Raw genomic sequence first — 16,925 nt, forward strand, 5'->3', positions numbered from 1 at the left:
CAGGCCGTAAGGCCTCTGCGCGATTACATGCCGGCCTTCATCGCGGCCACGATGGCCTCGGTGCGATCCAGCAGCGCGCCCTGGTCGATGGTGGTCAGCTCGCGGCCCTTCAGCACCTGGCGGCCGTTCACCCAGACATCGGACACATGCTCACGGCCGGCCACGTAGACGAGCTGCGCCTCGGGGTTGTAGACCGGGCGGCACTCCAGCGCCGACAGCGACACGGCCACCACGTCGGCCAGCTTGCCCACTTCCAGCGAGCCCAGATCGTCACCCCGGCCCATGGCCTTGGCAGCACGGATCGTGGCCATCTCCAGCGCCGTGCGGGCCGAGACGGTGGTGGCGTTCTGTGTCACGCCCTTGGCCAGCAGGGCCGCGGCACGGATCTCGCCGAACATGTCCTGGCGGTTGTTGGAAGCCGCTCCATCGGTGCCGAGGATGGTGTTGACGCCAGCCGCCTCCAGTGCCGTCAAGGGCTGGATGCCCGAGGCCAGCTTGAGGTTGGAGTTCGGGTTGTGGACCAGGTGCACGTTCTGGCGGGCCAGCATGCCAATCTCGTCTTCGGTCAGGTGGACCATGTGGACGGCGATCATGCGCTCGTTCAGGAGGCCCAGCTTGTTCAGGCGCTCCAAGGGACGCATGCCGAACTGCTTGACGCTCTCATCCACCTCGAACTGCGTCTCGTGAATGTGGCAGTGCATCTGCAGGTCGTGTTCCTCGGCCAACTTGCGCAGCTTGACGAAGGTCTCGTCCGACACCGTGTAGGGCGCATGCGGGGCCGAGGTCCAGTCCAGCAGCTTCTCGCCCTTGAACTGCTCGTAGGCCGCGAGGCCCTTGACAATGTAGTCATCCGGCCCAGAGGCATAACCGGTGGGGAAGTCGATCACATTGATCGACACGCCGGCGCGGATGCCCGAGTCGATGGCGGCACGGGCCATCGCGGTCGGGAAGAAGTACATGTCGTTCAGGTAAGTCACGCCGCCACGCAGGGCCTCGGCGGCCGACAGCATCGAGCCCTGGTAGGTCCAGTCCTCGCTGACCCATTGCTTCTCCAGCGGCCAGATGTGGTTCTGCAGCCAGTCCATCAGCGGCACGTCGTCGGCCACGCCGCGCAGCAGCGACATCGCCGAATGGGTGTGGGCATTGATCAGGCCGGGGATCAGCACATGCTCGCGCAGCTCGACCACCTCGGCGGCCGGGTACAGCGCCGCAGCTTGGGCCCAGGGCAGCAAGGCGGCGATGCGCTCGCCATCCATCACCAGGGTGTGCTGGGCCAGTGTGCCGGTGCCGGCCGCCATGGGGATGATCCAGCCGGCGTTCAGGAGGGTGATGCTCATGTCGGTTCCTTGTCTTGTCGATTCATCAATCATTCAAAGGCTGCGGCATAGAGCCGCAGCACACCGGCCGCATCCACGCCTATGCAGGCCTGCTGCACCGGGCAGCCGCTCCAGGGCGTGGTGGCGCCGGTGGGTTTGTGGTGGTCCTGGATGGTCTGGCCCTTGGCGATGCCATCCTGCACCACGCGCACCGGACCGGCACGCAGGGTGAACAGCGAGGGCTCGATCACATAGGCCGCCGCGCTGGCATCGTGCGAGTAGATGCCGCCAATGCCGTCACGCTCATGATAGAAGTCCTGGTAGTGGCGCGTGGCCTCCCACAGGAAGTCGCCCACGCCCTGCCCCTTGCCGCGCAGGGTCGCCAGGTAGTCGTGCTTCATCACGGTTTCCTGCGTCACGTCCAGGCCGATGATGACCACGGGCCAGGCGGCCGTGAAGACCAGGTCGGCCGCCTCGGGGTCGTTGATCACGTTGGCCTCGGCCACCGGCGTCACATTGCCGCTGTGACCATGGGTACCGAAGGCGCCCGCCATCACCACCACTTGCTTGACCTTGGCCGCGATGCCGGGATCGTGGCGCAGGGCCAGGGCCAGGTTGGTCATCGGGCCCACGGCGACGAGCGTGATCTCGCCGGGCTCGGCATTGACCAGATCGCAGATCAGTTGGTGGGCCGGGCGCGGGTCGAGCGTCTGCGCTGCTGCCGGGAGGCGGGCGAACATGCCGCCCAGCGCGTCGTCGCCATGCACATGGGCGGGGAAGTCGCGCCGCGCATTCGATTGCAGTGGGCCGCCAGCACCGGTCGCCACAGGTACCTCGATGCCATAGAAGCCAGCCAGCGCCAGCGCGTTGCGGGCCGTGGTTTCGACCGAAGCATTGCCGAAGGCCGCCGTGATCGCGCGCAGCTTGACCGAGGGATGGCGCGCGAGCAGGAACAAGGCCATCGCATCGTCGATGCCGGGGTCGGTGTCAAAGATGACTTGGTGTTGGACGTCGCTCATCAATCAAGGTCTCAGCTCAGTTCTGCACGGCGCGGCATCGCCGATTGCACGCCGCTGCGGCTGACCGCAATCGCCGCCGCCGCCTGCCCGAGGCGCACGGCCTCGATGGCCGTCATGCCCTCGGCCAGGCCGGTCGCCAGGCCGCCGACGAAGGTGTCGCCAGCGCCAACGGTGTCCACGGCCTTGACGGTCGCCGCGGACGCCGTTTGCACGCCCTCGCCCGTCACCAGCAAGGCGCCTTGAGCGCCCAACGTAACCAGCACCTGCCTGGGGCCGCGTTTCAGCAAGGCATGGGCTGCGGCCAGAGGCTCGGCCTCGCCGCTCATCTGCCCGGCCTCGGTCTCGTTGACGACCAGCCAATCGCTGACCGCCAACAGCTCGTCGCTGACCTGCAAGGCCGGCGCCGCATTCAAGACCGTCGTCACGCCGGCCGCACGCGCGATGGCGAAGGCTTCGGCAATCGCCGGCATCGGCACTTCCAGCTGAGCGACAACGACCTTGGCCGCCTGCAAGAGCGCGCGGCTGGCTTGCACGTCCGCCGGGCTCAGGTCGGCATTGCTGCCGGGCACATAGACGATGGAGTTCTCGCCACCCTCGCTGGCCACCATGATGACGGCGATGCCAGGCAGGGCTTGCGGATCGACGGTGCTGCCACTGGTGTCAATGCCTTCATCGCGCAGCGCCTGCAACAAGGCCTCGCCATGCTGCCGCGTGCCCACGCGCGAGACGAATGCGACCGAGGCGCCAAGGCGCGCAGCGGCCACGGCCTGGTTGCCGCCCTTGCCACCCGGGGCCATCACGAAGTCATGTCCGACCAGGGTCTCGCCCGGCGCCGGCAGGCGCAGCGAGTGGGACACCATGTCCATGTTCAGGCTGCCGACGACAACCACCTTGGCCTTGCTCATGGGTTCACCGCCGTGGCCAGGTTGCGCGGTGCGGCGCTGCTCTCGCGCACCACGAGGCGCGGCGTGAGCAGCACATCCTTCAACGGCGCGCCGGGGTTCTCGATGCGGTCAAGCAGGACCTTGCCGGCCTCGCGGCCCAGCTCCTTGATGGACACGCCCACCGTGGTGAGCGCCGGATAGACGAAGGCGCTGAGCTCCACGTCGTCGAAACCGACGACCGACATCTGCTCGGGCAGCTTCAGCCCGCTTTCGGCCGCTGCACGCAGCGCGCCAATGGCCATCATGTCGTTGCTGGCGAAGATGGCCGAGAGGCCCGCCGAACCGCGCAACAGCTGGCGTGCGGATTCGTAGCCGCCGGCATTGCTGAAGTCGCTCTCGATCAGCCAGTCGGCGCCGGGCTCGATACCGCGCTCGGCCAGCGCCTTGCGCCAGCCGTCGATACGCTCGCAGGCGACCTCGAACTCGGCCGGGCCGCTGATGCAGCCGATGCGACGATGACCCAGGTCCAGCAGATGGCGCACGGCCTGGTAGGCGCCGTCCTGGTTGTGCACCGAGACGCGGTCGGCCTTGGCGCCCGGCACCAGACGGTCGACGGTCACGGCTGGCACGGTGGCCAGCTTGAAGATGCGCGCCAGCGCAGCAGCATCGCCGGCCGAGGACAGCAGCAGGCCATCGACCCGCTTCTCCAAGAGCGTGCGCATGTACTGCTGCTGGCGGCGCGGGTCGTTGTCGGAGTTGCAGAGGAAGACCGAGTAACCGGCCGAGCGGCAATGGTCCTCGACGCCGCAGACCAGCTCGGCGAAGAACGGATTCTCCACGTTGGGGATCAGCACGCCGATGATCTTGGTCTCGCTCTTGCGCAGCGAGCGGGCCACGGCGCTGGGCAGGTAGCCGATTTCCTCGACGGCGGCCAGCACGCGGCGGCGCGCATCGGCGCTGACCGGCCGGGTTTCATTGAGGACATGGGAGACGGTGGTGAAGGACACCCCCGCCAGGGCCGCAACATCTTTGATCGTGCTCACGAATCCACGCTCTGTTTGCTTGTTGGAACAAGGCCCTTTTGCGGGCTTTGCGTTGTCTCTGGTGGCAAACGTTTGGCCACAGGGGCGCAGCATAGCGCATCGCCGTTTGTGCGCCAGCCATCGCCTCCTTTGCGCCGCCACGTTGCGCAAAGCCTGCGCGTGGCCCGCCCAGAAGAAAAGCCTTCCGGCGCGGGCGCTCGGAAGGCTTTCAAGGGATGGTGAGCGAGCTGGCGCAGGCGCCAGGCTGGCCCTCTAGATCAGCGTTGTGCGATGGGCTTGACGTCGCGGCTGGTGGCGCCAACGAAGAGCTGGCGCGGACGGCCGATCTTGTACTCCGGGTCGCCGATCATTTCGTTCAGCTGGGCGATCCAGCCGACCGTGCGGGCCAGCGCGAAGATGGCGGTGAACAGCGGCACCGGGATGCCGATGGCGCGCTGCACGATGCCCGAATAGAAGTCCACGTTCGGGTAGAGCTTGCGGGCGACGAAGTACTCGTCTTCCAGCGCGATCTTTTCCAGCGACATGGCCAGCTTGAACAACGGGTCGTCGTGCAGGCCCAGTTCGTTCAGCACTTCGTGGCAGGTCTCGCGCATCAGCTTGGCGCGCGGGTCGTAGTTCTTGTAGACCCGGTGCCCGAAGCCCATCAGCTTGACGTTGCTGTTCTTGTCCTTGACCTGCTTGATGAACTCGCCGATCTTGGCTTCGCCACCCATCTGCTGGATGTCGTTCAGCATGTTCAGGCAGGCCTCGTTGGCGCCGCCGTGAGCGGGGCCCCACAGGCAGGCCACGCCAGCGGCGATGGCTGCGAACGGGTTCGTGCCTGACGAGCCGCACAGGCGCACGGTCGAGGTCGACGCGTTCTGCTCGTGGTCGGCATGCAGCGTGAAGATGCGGTCCATCGCGCGCACCAGCACGTCGTTGGGCTTGTAGTCTTCGCAAGGCGTGGCAAACATCATGCGCATGAAGTTGCCGGCGTAGGACAGATCGTTCTTCGGATAGATGAAGGGCTGGCCGATGGTGTACTTGTAGGCCATGGACACCAGGGTCGGCATCTTGGCGATCAAGCGGATCGCCGAGATCTCGCGGTGCTCGGGGTTATTGATGTCCGTGCTGTCGTGATAGAACGAAGACATCGCGCCCACGAGCCCGGTCATCACCGCCATCGGGTGAGCGTCACGACGGAATCCGCGCAGGAAGAACTGCATCTGCTCGTTGACCATCGTGTGGTGCATCACGCGGTCTTCGAAGCTGGCCTTCTGGTCGGCGTTGGGCAGCTCTCCGTACAGCAGCAGGTAGCAGGTCTCGAGGTAGTCGCAATTCACGGCGAGCTGCTCGATCGGGTAGCCGCGGTACAGCAGCTCACCCTTGTCGCCATCGATGTAGGTGATGGTCGAGTTGCACGAGGCCGTGGACAGGAAGCCCGGGTCGTAGGTGAACTTGCCCGTCTGCGCGTACAGCTTGCGGATGTCGATGACATCCGGGCCGACCGAGCCCTTGTAGATGGGCAGATCCATTTGCGGACTGCCGTCAGAGAACGACAGGGTGGCTTTGACTTCAGACGGGGTCATGGTCATTCCTTTGGGGTTCCGGGGTAATAACTTCTCAAGCGACAGTTCTGAGCAGGCCCAGGACTTCTTGCACATCGGCGCGAACGAGTTCGCCTTCGGGTTCCTTGCGGCGCAGCAACAGGTCCATCAGGTCGTTGTCGGACAGGTCCATCAACACCCGCAAGCCTTCCGCCTGGAACTCGGTCAGCGTTGCCGCGTGGCGATTGAAGAAGCGCTCGATGAAGAGGTCGTTCTCCAAGAGGCCGCGCCGGCAACGCCAGCGCAGCTTGGACAACGCCCTCTCGTCAATCAGCGTGGCTTCCATGCTCGCCATGTCTCTATGTCTCTCAGCGACGGTCAGACCGCGCGGCGGACCATCAGTTCCTTGATCTTGCCGATCGCCTTGGTCGGGTTCAGGCCCTTGGGGCAGACGTCGACGCAGTTCATGATCGTGTGGCAGCGGAACAGGCGGTACGGGTCCTCGAGGTTGTCGAGGCGCTCGGCCGTGGCTTCGTCTCGGCTGTCCGCGATGAAGCGGTAGGCCTGCAGGAGGCCGGCCGGGCCGACGAACTTGTCCGGGTTCCACCAGAAGCTCGGGCAGCTCGTGGAGCAGCTCGCGCACAGGATGCACTCGTACAGGCCGTCCAGCTCTTCACGCTCCACCGGCGACTGCAGACGCTCCTTGTCGGGCGGCGGGTTGTCGTTGACCAGGTAGGGCTTGATCGAGTTGTACTGCTTGAAGAACTGCGTCATGTCGACGATCAGGTCGCGCACGACGGGCAGGCCCGGCAGCGGCTTGAGCACGATGGTGCCCGGCAGCGTACGCATGTTCGTCAGGCAGGCCAGGCCGTTCTTGCCGTTGATGTTCATCGCGTCCGAACCGCAGACGCCTTCGCGGCACGAGCGGCGGAACGACAGCGTGGGGTCAACCGCCTTCAGCTTGACCAGGGCATCGAGCAGCATGCGTTCATGGCCATCCAGCTCGACCTCGAGGGTCTGCATGTAGGGCTTGGCATCCTTGTCCGGGTCGTAGCGGTAGATCTGGAAAGTGCGCTTCATTTCATCAATCCTTTAGAACGTCCGGACCTTCGGGGGCACCGATTCCACCGACAGCGGTTGCAGGTTCACCGGCTTGTAGTCGAGGCGGTTGCCTTCCGAGTACCACAGCGTGTGCTTCATCCAGTTGGCGTCGTCGCGGTTCGGATAGTCGTTGTGCGCATGGGCGCCACGGCTTTCAGGGCGGGCGGCGGCCGAGATCATCGTGGCCTTGGCAGCCTCGATCAGGTTCTCGACTTCCAGGGCCTCGACTCGTTCGGTGTTGAAGACCTTGGACTTGTCCTTCAGGCCGATGCCACCAACTCGCTTGGCCACTTCAAGAATGTTCTTGACGCCTTCGTCCAGGCTGGCCTGCGTGCGGAACACGCCGGCATGCTTTTGCATGGTCGAGCGGATGTCGTTGGCGACGTTCTGCGCGTACTCGCCGTTCGTACGGTTTTCCAGTGCAGACAGGCGAGCCAGCGTGCGGTCGGCGGCGTCCTTGGGCAGCGGCTTGTGGTTCTTCGTCTTCAGGTTGAAGTCGACGATGTGGTTGCCGGCGGCACGACCAAACACGATCAGGTCCAGCAGCGAGTTGGTGCCCAGGCGGTTGGCGCCATGCACCGACACGCAGGAGCATTCGCCCACGGCATAGAGGCCGTTGATGATGTCGTTGTGCTTGCCGTTCTTCGGGATCACCACCTGGCCATGGATGTTGGTCGGGATGCCACCCATCTGGTAGTGGATGGTCGGCACCACAGGAATCGGCTCCTTGGTGATGTCGACGTTGGCGAAGTTGTGGCCGATCTCCAGCACCGAGGGCAGGCGCTTGGCGATGGTGTCGGCGCCCAGGTGGGTCATGTCGAGCAGCACGTAGTCCTTGTTGGGACCGCAGCCGCGACCTTCCTTGATTTCCTGGTCCATCGAGCGCGAAACGAAGTCACGCGGTGCCAGGTCCTTCAGCGTCGGGGCATAGCGTTCCATGAATCGCTCGCCATTGGCGTTGCGCAGGATGGCGCCCTCGCCTCGGCAGCCTTCGGTCAGCAGCACGCCGGCACCGGCCACGCCGGTCGGGTGGAACTGCCAGAACTCCATGTCTTCCAGCGGGATGCCGGCACGCGCCGCCATGCCGAGGCCGTCGCCGGTGTTGATGAAGGCGTTGGTGGAGGCAGCAAAGATGCGGCCGGCGCCACCGGTGGCCATCAGCACGGTCTTGGCTTCGAGGATGTGGACCTCGCCGGTTTCCATTTCCAGCGCGGTCACGCCCACAGCGTCGCCATCAGCGTCACGGATGATGTCCAGCGCCATCCATTCGACGAAGAACTGGGTGCGGGCCTTGACGTTCTGCTGGTACAGCGTGTGCAAGAGCGCGTGGCCGGTACGGTCCGCTGCGGCGCAGGCGCGCTGCACCGGCTTCTCGCCGTAGTTGGCCGTGTGGCCGCCGAACGGACGCTGGTAGATCGTGCCGTCCGGGTTGCGGTCAAACGGCATGCCGAAGTGCTCAAGCTCGTAGACGACCTTGGGTGCTTCGCGGCACATGTATTCGATGGCGTCCTGGTCGCCGAGCCAGTCGGAGCCCTTGACGGTGTCAAAGAAGTGATAGTGCCAGTTGTCCTCGCTCATGTTGCCGAGCGAGGCACCGATGCCACCTTGAGCCGCCACCGTGTGCGAGCGGGTCGGGAAGACCTTGGACAGCACGGCCACATTCAGGCCGGCCAGCGAGAGTTGCAGCGAGGCGCGCATGCCGGAACCACCGGCACCGACGATCACCACATCGAACTTGCGTTTCGCGAGGGTCGATCCAATTTGCATTTTCAAAGTCTCCACAGCACTTGGATCGCCCAGCCGGCGCAACCCACCAGCCAAACCAGGGTGAAGATGTGCAGCGCGAGGCGCACACCGACCGGCTTGACGTAATCCATCCAGATATCGCGCATGCCGACCCAGGCGTGGTACGCCAACGAGACGATCAGAGCGAAGGTAATGACCTTCATCCACTGCTGGCTGAAGATGCCTGCCCAGCGGTCATAGCCCAGCGGGCCCGGCAGCAGGATCTGCACCAGCAGCACGATGGTGAACAGGGCCATCAGGAGCGCCGTGACGCGCTGGGCCAGCCAGTCACGCAGGCCATAGCTCGCGCCGGTGACGACGCGCTTGGAACCAAAAGTTGTCATTGTGTTTTGCCTCGCGAATGCTGGGTGGCCATCAGTACAGGCCGAATAGCTTGGCGCCCAGGGCAGCGGTGAGCAGCAGGCTCAGGGCCAGCGTGAAGACCGCCGAGCTGCGGCCGAACTCCTTGGTGACGCTGTGCGTGGCGTCCATGTAGAGATGGCGCACGCCGGCGATGAAGTGGTGCAGGTAGCTCCAGATCAGGGCGAGGACGGCGAGCTTCACAAACCAGGCCGGCACAAAGCCGATGCCGCCGACGAAGGCGTTGGTGAAGGCGTCATAGGAAATTTCAGACGTGAGGCTGGTGTCGAACATCCAGATCACGAAGGGCAGCAGCATGAACATCAAGAGGCCGCTGGCCCGGTGCAGGATGGACACGTAGCCGGCGAGCGGCAGGCGGTACTGCAAGGCGTCGATCAGACGCATCGTTCCCGGTCTTTGTTTTGGAGTAGCAGCCATGCTGTTGCCTTCTTTGTAATTCGAATGAAACCCAAGGATTTTATTGCAACGCAACAGGGCTCCGACCCGCTTGGGGCGTGTTGCGTACCTGATGAATACCGAGGGTCAATTCAAGTCGTTGCGATAAAAGTGCGTTGAAGTGTTGTACAAGCCGCGCCGCAGTTCCACGGGCTTGTCGCCATAGGTGAAAGAGAGCCTCTCGACACTGAGCAAAGGCGTGCCGACAGCCACCTGCAAGAGCGCCGCCGACTCCTCATCGGCCGCCACCGCCTTGACCTTCTCCTGCGCACGGATCATGTGCACGCCGAACTCCGTCTCGAACAGGCCGTAGAACGGCCCGCGATGCTTGTTCAAGCGCTCGGTGGTCAAGCCCTTGAACAAATCACCGGGCAGCCAGATGTCGTCCAGCACCACCGGCCTGTCCTTGCCGTGCAGCAAACGGCGCACTTCCACCATGGGGTCGCCCGCACGCATCTGAAGCTGCTTGGCAATCCAGGCCGGCGCACGCTGGCGTTTGCAGTCCAGCAACTGGCGCCCCAGGCCCGGCTCCTGACCTTCATCAGGCATCAGGCGCAGGAAGCGGTACTGCTGCTGCTGCTCGGCATGGGTGGCGACAAAGGTGCCGCGCCCTTGCCGGCGCACGAGCAGATTCTCGGCCGCGAGTTCGTCAATAGCCTTACGCACCGTGCCCTGGCTGACGCCGTAGCGCTGGGCCAGTTCGATCTCGCTCGGGATGCCCTCGCCGGCCTTCCACTCGCCGCCCTGCAGACCGGCGATCAAGAGGCTCTTGATCTGGCGATAGAGGGGGCTGAACGAAGGGCCGGCATCGACCGGGCTCGATGCGCTGGCTGGTGCAGATGTGGACAGGGGCTCGCGCGGCATGGCCGGCATTCGAGCAGAAACCCTGAGTCCCGTCCACCCTCTGATGCCTGACATCTTCTATAAGACACAAGAGTGTGGGATTTGTGCGATGCAGCACAAAGAATCGGTACGCAAGATCGCTTATCCGGCCGCGTCGACTACGGGAATGCCCGGACTCTGGCCTACACTTTGCGACTGCCCCACCGGCAGCCGGCCGCGCAGAACGCTGACGCCGCCCAAGCTCGCCACCCGAACAGATTTTCATTTCCAACCTTTCGGAGAGAGTCCCATGAGCAAGAACCCCGTTCGCGTCGCCGTCACCGGCGCCGCCGGCCAGATCGGCTATGCCCTGCTGTTCCGCATTGCTTCCGGCGAGATGCTGGGCAAGGACCAGCCGGTGATCCTGCAACTGCTGGAAATCCCCGACGAGAAGGCCCAGAACGCGCTCAAGGGCGTGATCATGGAACTGGAAGACTGCGCCTTCCCGCTGCTGGCCGGCATCGAAGCCCACAGCGACCCGATGCAAGCCTTCAAGGACACCGACTACGCCCTGCTGGTCGGCTCGCGTCCTCGCGGCCCGGGCATGGAGCGCGCTGAGCTGCTCGCCATCAACGGCGCCATCTTCACGACGCAAGGCAAGGCCCTGAACGCCGTCGCTTCGCGCAACGTCAAGGTGCTGGTGGTCGGCAACCCGGCCAACACCAATGCCTACATCGCCATGAAGTCGGCCCCGGACCTGCCGGCCAAGAACTTCACCGCCATGCTGCGCCTGGACCACAACCGCGCCGCTTCGCAACTGGCCGCCAAGACCGGCAAGGCCGTGGCCGACATCGAGAAGCTGACCGTCTGGGGCAACCATTCGCCGACGATGTATGCCGACTACCGCTTCGCCACCATCGGCGGCGCCTCGGTCAAGGCCATGATCAACGACGAAACCTGGAACCGCGAAACCTTCCTGCCGACCGTGGGCAAGCGCGGCGCCGCCATCATTGCCGCCCGCGGCCTGTCGTCGGCCGCCTCGGCTGCCAACGCCGCCATCGACCACATGCGCGACTGGGCCCTGGGCACCAACGGCAAGTGGGTCACGATGGGCATCCCGTCAGATGGCTCGTACGGCATCCCCAAGGAAGTCATGTTCGGCTACCCGGTCACCTGCGAAGGTGGCGAGTACAAGATCGTCCAGGGCCTGGAGATCGATGCCTTCTCGCAAGAGTGCATCAACAAGACCCTGAAGGAACTGACGGACGAGCAGGACGGCGTCAAGCATCTGCTGTAATCGACTCGCCAACTCGGCAAGCTCAAAGGGTCGGCACATGCCGGCCCTTTTTATTTCCGCACCACCGAATGACCGCAGCCCTCCATCCCCGCCAGGCCCTGTTCGAAGAAGGCGATGCCGCCACCCTGCTACCCGTGGTCGACCACTACTGCGGTGTCGAGGCACGCATGCGCAAGAGCCTGGAGCTGCAGGCGCAGATGGGACCGGTGTTTGACATCACGCTGGACTGCGAAGACGGCGCCCCCATCGGCGGCGAGGTCGAGCATGCCGCCCTGGTGGCCGAGCTCTTGAACAGCCCGCTGAACCAGCATGGCCGGGTTGGCGCACGCGTGCATCCGCTGGACCATGCCTCGTTCGAGGCCGACGTGGACGCCTTGATCAGCCAGGCCGGCGCCCAGCTCGCCTACCTGATGGTGCCCAAGCCGCGCGCCGCCGCCGAGGTGGCCAAGGCCGTCGACTTCATCGATGGCTGTTGCGTGCGGCATGGCGTCAAGCAGCCGCCAGTTCACACGCTGATTGAAACCCATGGCGCCCTGCGCGAGGTGCAGCAGATTGCCGCCCATCCGCGCATCGAGTCCCTATCTTTCGGGCTGATGGATTTCGTCTCCGCCCATCGCGGTGCCATCCCCCGCAGCGGCCTCACGGTGCAGGGCCAGTTCAGCCATCCGCTGGTGGTCCGCGCCAAGCTCGAGATCGCGGCGGCGGCGCATGCGCATGCCAAGACGCCGTCGCACTGCGTGGTCACCGAATTCAAGAACGCTGCCGCGCTGCAGGAGGCAGCCACCCGAGCCGCGCGCGAGTTCGGCTACACGCGGATGTGGAGCATTCACCCGAACCAGATCCAGCCCATCATCGACGCCTTCGCGCCGAGCAGCGCCGAGATCGACGAGGCGGTCGAGATCCTGCATGCCGCGCAGGCCGCCCACTGGGCGCCGATCCAGCATCGCGACACCCTGCACGACCGCGCCAGCTACCGCTTCTTCTGGCATCTGTTGCAGCGCGCCCATGGCACCGGCCAGCCGCTGCCGGTCGAAGCACGCCAGGCCTGGTTCGGGACGACCTGATACATCGCTTACCGCCGCACCGTTTGTCGCCCATCCCGGCTTCGCTATGCTGGCAAACGCTAGGCCAGGCACCCAGCTGGCGCATCGACAATCGCCACAACTTCCAGCTGTACCCATGAACATCAAGCTTCGCGTCCTGAGCCCCCTTTCCTTCTGCCTGCTCGCCAGCTTCGGTCTGGTGAGCACAGCCAGCGCCGCCGCTGCCGTCGAGAAGGTCAAGCCGGTCAACCGCCTGGTCGCCAAGGCCAAGCCGCAAACCGCCGTGGCACCGTTGCCGCCGGATGAGCCTGCTGTCCTGAGCGAAGAACAAATGGCCGTGGCACCGCGCGTCCACCATGGCGACGTGCCCTGCGAGTTCAATCAGAAGGTCAGCATCACGCCCAACCCGGACCAGCCCGGCCGCTTCCATCTGCGCTTCGGCAAGATGGTCTACAACATGGCGCCCGAGCCCACCACCACCGGCGCCGTGCGCCTTGAAGACAAGAAGGCCGGCGTGGTCTGGCTGCAGATCCCGACCAAGTCCATGCTGATGAACAGCAAGATCGGCCAGCGCATGGTCGATGCCTGCGTGCATCCGGCCCAGATGGCCCAGGTGGCAGCACCCGCTCCGGCCGATGCCGGCATCGGCATCGCCCCGGCAGCGCCCGGCACGGCCAGCCGCTGAATCCCCACCGCTTTGTCCACGAAGGGAGGCTACAGGCCTCCCTTTCTCATGGTCTCTCGACATTCCGCCCATTGAAGTATGTAGAATCAATGCATACTTTCATCGTCATACTCGACGGAGCCCAGCATGGAAGCCACAGTTGCTGAACGCGGCCAGATCACCCTGCCCAAGGCGGTGCGTGATGCCCTGGGCCTGACCAAGGGCACGACGCTCAAGGTCGAGCTCGAAGGCGGGCGCATCATCCTGCGCAAGAACGTGGACGACGCCCTGCAGAAGCTGCGCGGCCGCTTCAAGCTGGCGGAAGGTTTCAAGAGCACCGACGAAGCCATGCGCGCCCTGCGCGGCCGCGCCCCTGGCGATCCCTACCCGCCTCCGAGCGAAGACGCATGATCGCGGTCGATTCCTCCGTGCTGATCGACGTGCTCACCGGCGATACTGAATTCGGCGAAGCCTCGGCGGTCGTGCTCGCGCAGGCGCTGGGCGAAGGTGATGTCGTCATCAGCGAAGCAGTGGTGGCCGAAATCCAGACCGTGCTGGACACCCGCGAGACCGTGATGGATGCGCTCAATGAATTCGGCATCCGCTTCGAACCCATCCAGGAAGCCGCCGCCGTGCGTGCCGGCCACATGCAACGCCGTTACCGCGACCGCGGTGGCAAGCGCGAGCGCGTCGTGGCAGATTTCCTGATCGGCGCGCACGCACTGCTGCAATGCAAGGCGCTGATCACCCGCGATGAAGGATTCTTCCGCGATTACTACAAGGGACTGAAGCTGATCGTGCCTCAGCCCCTTTGATCCCCGACAACCCAAGCCCCTCCCAGGAGAAGTCATGCTGCAAGCCTATCGCCAACATGTCGCCGAGCGCGCCGCCCTCGGTATTCCGCCCCTGCCGCTGGAAGCCAAGCAGGTCGCTGAGCTGATCGAGCTGATCAAGAACCCGCCCGCCGGCGAAGACGCCTTCCTGCTGGATCTCTTGACCCACCGCGTGCCCCCGGGCGTGGACGATGCCGCCAAGGTCAAGGCCTCGTTCCTCGCCGCCGTCGCCCACGGCGACCTGAAGGTGGGCCTCGTGTCCAAGGCCAAGGCCACCGAGCTGCTGGGCACCATGGTCGGCGGCTACAACGTGCACCCGCTGATCGAGCTGCTCGACGACGCCGAGGTGGCTGAAGTCGCTGCCGCAGGTCTGAAGAAGACGCTGCTGATGTTCGACTACTTCAACGACGTCGCCACAAAGGCCAAAGCCGGCAATGCGCACGCCAAGGCCGTGATGCAGAGCTGGGCCGACGCCGAATGGTTCACCTCGCGCCCCGAGGTCGAGAAGAAGATCACCGTCACCGTGTTCAAGGTGCCCGGCGAGACGAACACCGACGACCTGTCGCCCGCGCCCGACGCCTGGAGCCGCCCGGACATCCCGCTGCACTACCTGGCGATGCTGAAGAACACGCGCCCCGACGCGGCCTTCAAGCCCGAGGAAGACGGCAAGCGCGGCCCGATGCAGTTCATCGAGGACCTGAAGAAGAAGGGTCACCTGGTCGCCTACGTGGGCGATGTGGTCGGCACCGGCTCCAGCCGCAAGTCGGCCACCAACTCCGTGATCTGGGCCACCGGCCAGGACATCCCCTTCGTGCCGAACAAGCGCTTCGGCGGCGTCACGCTGGGCGGCAAGATCGCGCCGATCTTCTTCAACACGCAGGAAGACTCGGGCTCGCTGCCTATCGAGGTCGACGTGGGCAAGCTGGAGATGGGCGACGTCATAGACGTGCTGCCCTATGACGGCAAGCTGATCAAGAACGGCGAGACCGTGGCCGAGTTCAAGCTCAAGAGCGACGTGCTGTTCGACGAGGTGCGCGCCGGCGGCCGCATCAACCTGATCATCGGCCGCTCGCTCACCGCCAAGGCCCGTGAGTTCCTGGGCCTGCCCGCTTCCACGCTGTTCCGCCTGCCCTCGCCGCCCGCCGAGACCAAGGCCGGCTTCACGCTGGCGCAGAAGATGGTCGGCCGCGCCGTGGGCCTGCCGGAAGGCCAGGGCGTGCGCCCCGGCACCTACTGCGAACCGAAGATGACCACGGTCGGCTCGCAAGACACCACCGGCCCGATGACCCGCGACGAGCTGAAGGACCTGGCCTGCCTGGGCTTCTCGGCCGACCTGGTGATGCAGTCGTTCTGCCACACGGCCGCCTATCCGAAGCCGGTGGACGTCAAGACGCACCGCGAGCTGCCCGCCTTCATCAGCAACCGCGGCGGCGTCTCGCTGCGCCCGGGCGACGGCGTGATCCACAGCTGGCTGAACCGCCTGCTGCTGCCCGACACCGTGGGCACCGGCGGCGACTCGCACACCCGCTTCCCGATCGGCATCTCCTTTCCGGCGGGCTCGGGCCTCGTGGCCTTCGGCGCCGCCACCGGCGTGATGCCGCTGGACATGCCCGAATCGGTGCTGGTGCGCTTCAAGGGCGAGATGCAGCCCGGCGTCACCCTGCGTGACCTGGTGCATGCCATCCCGCTGTACGCGATCAAGGCCGGCCTGCTTACTGTGGCCAAGGCCGGCAAGAAGAACATCTTCTCGGGCCGCATCCTCGAGATCGAGGGCCTGCCGGACCTGAAGGTCGAGCAAGCCTTCGAGCTCTCCGACGCTTCGGCCGAGCGCTCGGCTGCCGGCTGCACGATCAAGCTGAACCCGGCGCCGATCAAGGAGTACCTCACCAGCAACGTCGTGCTGATGAAGAACATGATCGCCGACGGCTATGCCGACGCGAAGACCCTGCAGCGCCGCATCGAGAAGGTCGAGGCCTGGCTGGCCAAGCCCGAGCTGCTCGAAGCCGACAAGGATGCCGAATACGCCGCCGTCATCGAGATCGACCTGGCCGACATCAAGGAGCCCATCCTCTGCTGCCCCAACGATCCGGACGATGCCAAGACGCTGTCCGACGTGGCTGGCACCAAGATCGACGAGGCCTTCATCGGCTCCTGCATGACCAACATCGGCCACTTCCGCGCCGCGGCCAAGCTGCTGGGCGGCCAGCGCGACATCCCGGTCAAGCTGTGGGTCGCCCCGCCCACCAAGATGGACCAGAGCGAGCTGATCAAGGAAGGCCATTACGCCGCCTTCGGCACCGCCGGTGCGCGCACCGAGATGCCGGGCTGCTCGCTGTGCATGGGCAACCAGGCGCAGGTGCGTGAAGGCGCCACCGTGGTGTCCACCTCGACCCGCAACTTCCCGAACCGCCTGGGCAAGAACACGAACGTGTTCCTGGCATCGGCCGAGCTGGCCGCCATCGCGTCCAAGCTGGGCAAGATCCCGACGGTCGCCGAGTACCACGCCGAGATGGGCATCATCAACAAGGATGCCGCGAGCGTGTACCGCTACATGAATTTCGACCAGATCGAGGAATACGCGGACACGGCCAAGGGCGTGAGCGCCTGACCCCGTCAAAGCCCTCCCGAGCACCCCAAAGGCCCGCGATGCGGGCCTTTTTCATTGTGCGTTGCGCCTTGGCGATGCGGCTCAAGCCGCACAAGTTGCATTCCGTCGCGCCAGGGCTGCGAGGGCGGGTCCGGCTCGGAAGAATTCGTCGCCACGGGGCTGGGTCTT

General features: G+C 65.1%; 17 protein-coding genes. 6 read left to right on the forward strand and 11 right to left on the reverse strand.

Annotated features, from left to right (window positions below):
* Positions 1–23 precede the first annotated feature (23 nt).
* From J7U46_RS01120 to J7U46_RS01170, 11 genes are all read right to left on the reverse strand, one after another.
* Positions 24–1,337, reverse strand: a complete 1,314-nt coding sequence (locus tag J7U46_RS01120) for a TRZ/ATZ family hydrolase (RefSeq protein ID WP_282822970.1) — start codon at positions 1,335–1,337, stop codon at positions 24–26.
* Between the two features lie 29 nt (positions 1,338–1,366).
* The gene (locus J7U46_RS01125; protein WP_282822971.1) at positions 1,367–2,335 is read right to left on the reverse strand and encodes a nucleoside hydrolase; all 969 of its coding nucleotides are present in this window, start codon (positions 2,333–2,335) and stop codon (positions 1,367–1,369) included.
* 11 nt (positions 2,336–2,346) lie between these two features.
* Positions 2,347–3,240, reverse strand: coding sequence for a ribokinase (gene rbsK / locus J7U46_RS01130; protein WP_282822972.1), 894 nt, complete (start codon positions 3,238–3,240; stop codon positions 2,347–2,349).
* Complete coding sequence (locus tag J7U46_RS01135) at positions 3,237–4,262, reverse strand: substrate-binding domain-containing protein (RefSeq protein WP_282822973.1); 1,026 nt, start codon at positions 4,260–4,262, stop codon at positions 3,237–3,239. The genes rbsK and J7U46_RS01135 overlap by 4 nt, the downstream gene beginning before the upstream one ends.
* Before the next feature lie 257 nt (positions 4,263–4,519).
* The gene (gene gltA / locus J7U46_RS01140; RefSeq protein ID WP_282822974.1) at positions 4,520–5,830 is read right to left on the reverse strand and encodes a citrate synthase; all 1,311 of its coding nucleotides are present in this window, start codon (positions 5,828–5,830) and stop codon (positions 4,520–4,522) included.
* 34 nt (positions 5,831–5,864) lie between these two features.
* Positions 5,865–6,134 carry a succinate dehydrogenase assembly factor 2 gene (locus J7U46_RS01145; RefSeq protein ID WP_282824925.1) on the reverse strand — a complete coding sequence of 90 codons (270 nt, stop codon included), beginning with the start codon at positions 6,132–6,134 and terminating at the stop codon, positions 5,865–5,867.
* 32 nt (positions 6,135–6,166) lie between these two features.
* Positions 6,167–6,868, reverse strand: coding sequence for a succinate dehydrogenase iron-sulfur subunit (locus J7U46_RS01150; protein WP_282822975.1), 702 nt, complete (start codon positions 6,866–6,868; stop codon positions 6,167–6,169).
* 12 nt (positions 6,869–6,880) lie between these two features.
* Entirely contained in the window at positions 6,881–8,656 is a 1,776-nt protein-coding gene (gene sdhA, locus J7U46_RS01155; RefSeq protein ID WP_282822976.1) for a succinate dehydrogenase flavoprotein subunit, read from the reverse strand.
* Between the two features lie 2 nt (positions 8,657–8,658).
* Entirely contained in the window at positions 8,659–9,018 is a 360-nt protein-coding gene (gene sdhD, locus J7U46_RS01160; RefSeq protein WP_282822977.1) for a succinate dehydrogenase, hydrophobic membrane anchor protein, read from the reverse strand.
* 31 nt (positions 9,019–9,049) lie between these two features.
* Positions 9,050–9,439 carry a succinate dehydrogenase, cytochrome b556 subunit gene (gene sdhC / locus J7U46_RS01165; protein WP_282822978.1) on the reverse strand — a complete coding sequence of 130 codons (390 nt, stop codon included), beginning with the start codon at positions 9,437–9,439 and terminating at the stop codon, positions 9,050–9,052.
* 138 nt (positions 9,440–9,577) lie between these two features.
* Entirely contained in the window at positions 9,578–10,363 is a 786-nt protein-coding gene (locus J7U46_RS01170; RefSeq protein WP_282822979.1) for a GntR family transcriptional regulator, read from the reverse strand.
* Positions 10,364–10,622: 259 nt separating this feature from the next.
* Here J7U46_RS01170 and J7U46_RS01175 point away from each other — a divergent pair, with 259 nt between their 5' ends.
* The 6 genes from J7U46_RS01175 (at position 10,623) to acnB (ending at position 16,757) form a co-directional block, all read left to right on the forward strand.
* A complete protein-coding gene (locus tag J7U46_RS01175; RefSeq protein ID WP_282822980.1) occupies positions 10,623–11,609 on the forward strand; it encodes a malate dehydrogenase in 987 nt (328 codons plus the stop codon).
* A 68-nt stretch (positions 11,610–11,677) separates the two neighbouring features.
* The gene (locus J7U46_RS01180; protein WP_282822981.1) at positions 11,678–12,673 is read left to right on the forward strand and encodes an aldolase/citrate lyase family protein; all 996 of its coding nucleotides are present in this window, start codon (positions 11,678–11,680) and stop codon (positions 12,671–12,673) included.
* Between the two features lie 115 nt (positions 12,674–12,788).
* Positions 12,789–13,337 (forward strand): hypothetical protein, encoded by a 549-nt coding sequence (locus J7U46_RS01185; RefSeq protein WP_282822982.1) that lies wholly within the window; start codon positions 12,789–12,791, stop codon positions 13,335–13,337.
* Between the two features lie 126 nt (positions 13,338–13,463).
* Positions 13,464–13,727, forward strand: a complete 264-nt coding sequence (locus J7U46_RS01190) for an AbrB/MazE/SpoVT family DNA-binding domain-containing protein (RefSeq protein WP_282822983.1) — start codon at positions 13,464–13,466, stop codon at positions 13,725–13,727.
* Positions 13,724–14,131 carry a type II toxin-antitoxin system VapC family toxin gene (locus tag J7U46_RS01195; RefSeq protein WP_282822984.1) on the forward strand — a complete coding sequence of 136 codons (408 nt, stop codon included), beginning with the start codon at positions 13,724–13,726 and terminating at the stop codon, positions 14,129–14,131. Before J7U46_RS01190 ends, J7U46_RS01195 begins: the two co-directional genes overlap by 4 nt.
* A 34-nt stretch (positions 14,132–14,165) precedes the next feature.
* Positions 14,166–16,757, forward strand: coding sequence for a bifunctional aconitate hydratase 2/2-methylisocitrate dehydratase (gene acnB / locus J7U46_RS01200; RefSeq protein WP_282822985.1), 2,592 nt, complete (start codon positions 14,166–14,168; stop codon positions 16,755–16,757).
* Positions 16,758–16,925: the final 168 nt, after the last annotated feature.

The sequence above is a fragment of the Pelomonas sp. V22 genome, from assembly GCF_030014915.1.
Lineage (GTDB): Bacteria > Pseudomonadota > Gammaproteobacteria > Burkholderiales > Burkholderiaceae_C > JAUASW01.

Coding starts and splice junctions, on each gene's coding strand:
- J7U46_RS01120 (WP_282822970.1), bottom strand. CDS start 1,337: ATGAGCATCACCCTCCTGAACGCCGGCTGGATCATCCCCATGGCGGCC.
- J7U46_RS01125 (WP_282822971.1), bottom strand. CDS start 2,335: ATGAGCGACGTCCAACACCAAGTCATCTTTGACACCGACCCCGGCATC.
- rbsK (WP_282822972.1), bottom strand. CDS start 3,240: ATGAGCAAGGCCAAGGTGGTTGTCGTCGGCAGCCTGAACATGGACATG.
- gltA (WP_282822974.1), bottom strand. CDS start 5,830: ATGACCCCGTCTGAAGTCAAAGCCACCCTGTCGTTCTCTGACGGCAGT.
- J7U46_RS01145 (WP_282824925.1), bottom strand. CDS start 6,134: ATGGAAGCCACGCTGATTGACGAGAGGGCGTTGTCCAAGCTGCGCTGG.
- J7U46_RS01150 (WP_282822975.1), bottom strand. CDS start 6,868: ATGAAGCGCACTTTCCAGATCTACCGCTACGACCCGGACAAGGATGCC.
- sdhA (WP_282822976.1), bottom strand. CDS start 8,656: ATGCAAATTGGATCGACCCTCGCGAAACGCAAGTTCGATGTGGTGATC.
- sdhD (WP_282822977.1), bottom strand. CDS start 9,018: ATGACAACTTTTGGTTCCAAGCGCGTCGTCACCGGCGCGAGCTATGGC.
- sdhC (WP_282822978.1), bottom strand. CDS start 9,439: ATGCGTCTGATCGACGCCTTGCAGTACCGCCTGCCGCTCGCCGGCTAC.
- J7U46_RS01170 (WP_282822979.1), bottom strand. CDS start 10,363: ATGCCGGCCATGCCGCGCGAGCCCCTGTCCACATCTGCACCAGCCAGC.
- J7U46_RS01175 (WP_282822980.1), top strand. CDS start 10,623: ATGAGCAAGAACCCCGTTCGCGTCGCCGTCACCGGCGCCGCCGGCCAG.
- J7U46_RS01180 (WP_282822981.1), top strand. CDS start 11,678: ATGACCGCAGCCCTCCATCCCCGCCAGGCCCTGTTCGAAGAAGGCGAT.
- J7U46_RS01185 (WP_282822982.1), top strand. CDS start 12,789: ATGAACATCAAGCTTCGCGTCCTGAGCCCCCTTTCCTTCTGCCTGCTC.
- J7U46_RS01190 (WP_282822983.1), top strand. CDS start 13,464: ATGGAAGCCACAGTTGCTGAACGCGGCCAGATCACCCTGCCCAAGGCG.
- J7U46_RS01195 (WP_282822984.1), top strand. CDS start 13,724: ATGATCGCGGTCGATTCCTCCGTGCTGATCGACGTGCTCACCGGCGAT.
- acnB (WP_282822985.1), top strand. CDS start 14,166: ATGCTGCAAGCCTATCGCCAACATGTCGCCGAGCGCGCCGCCCTCGGT.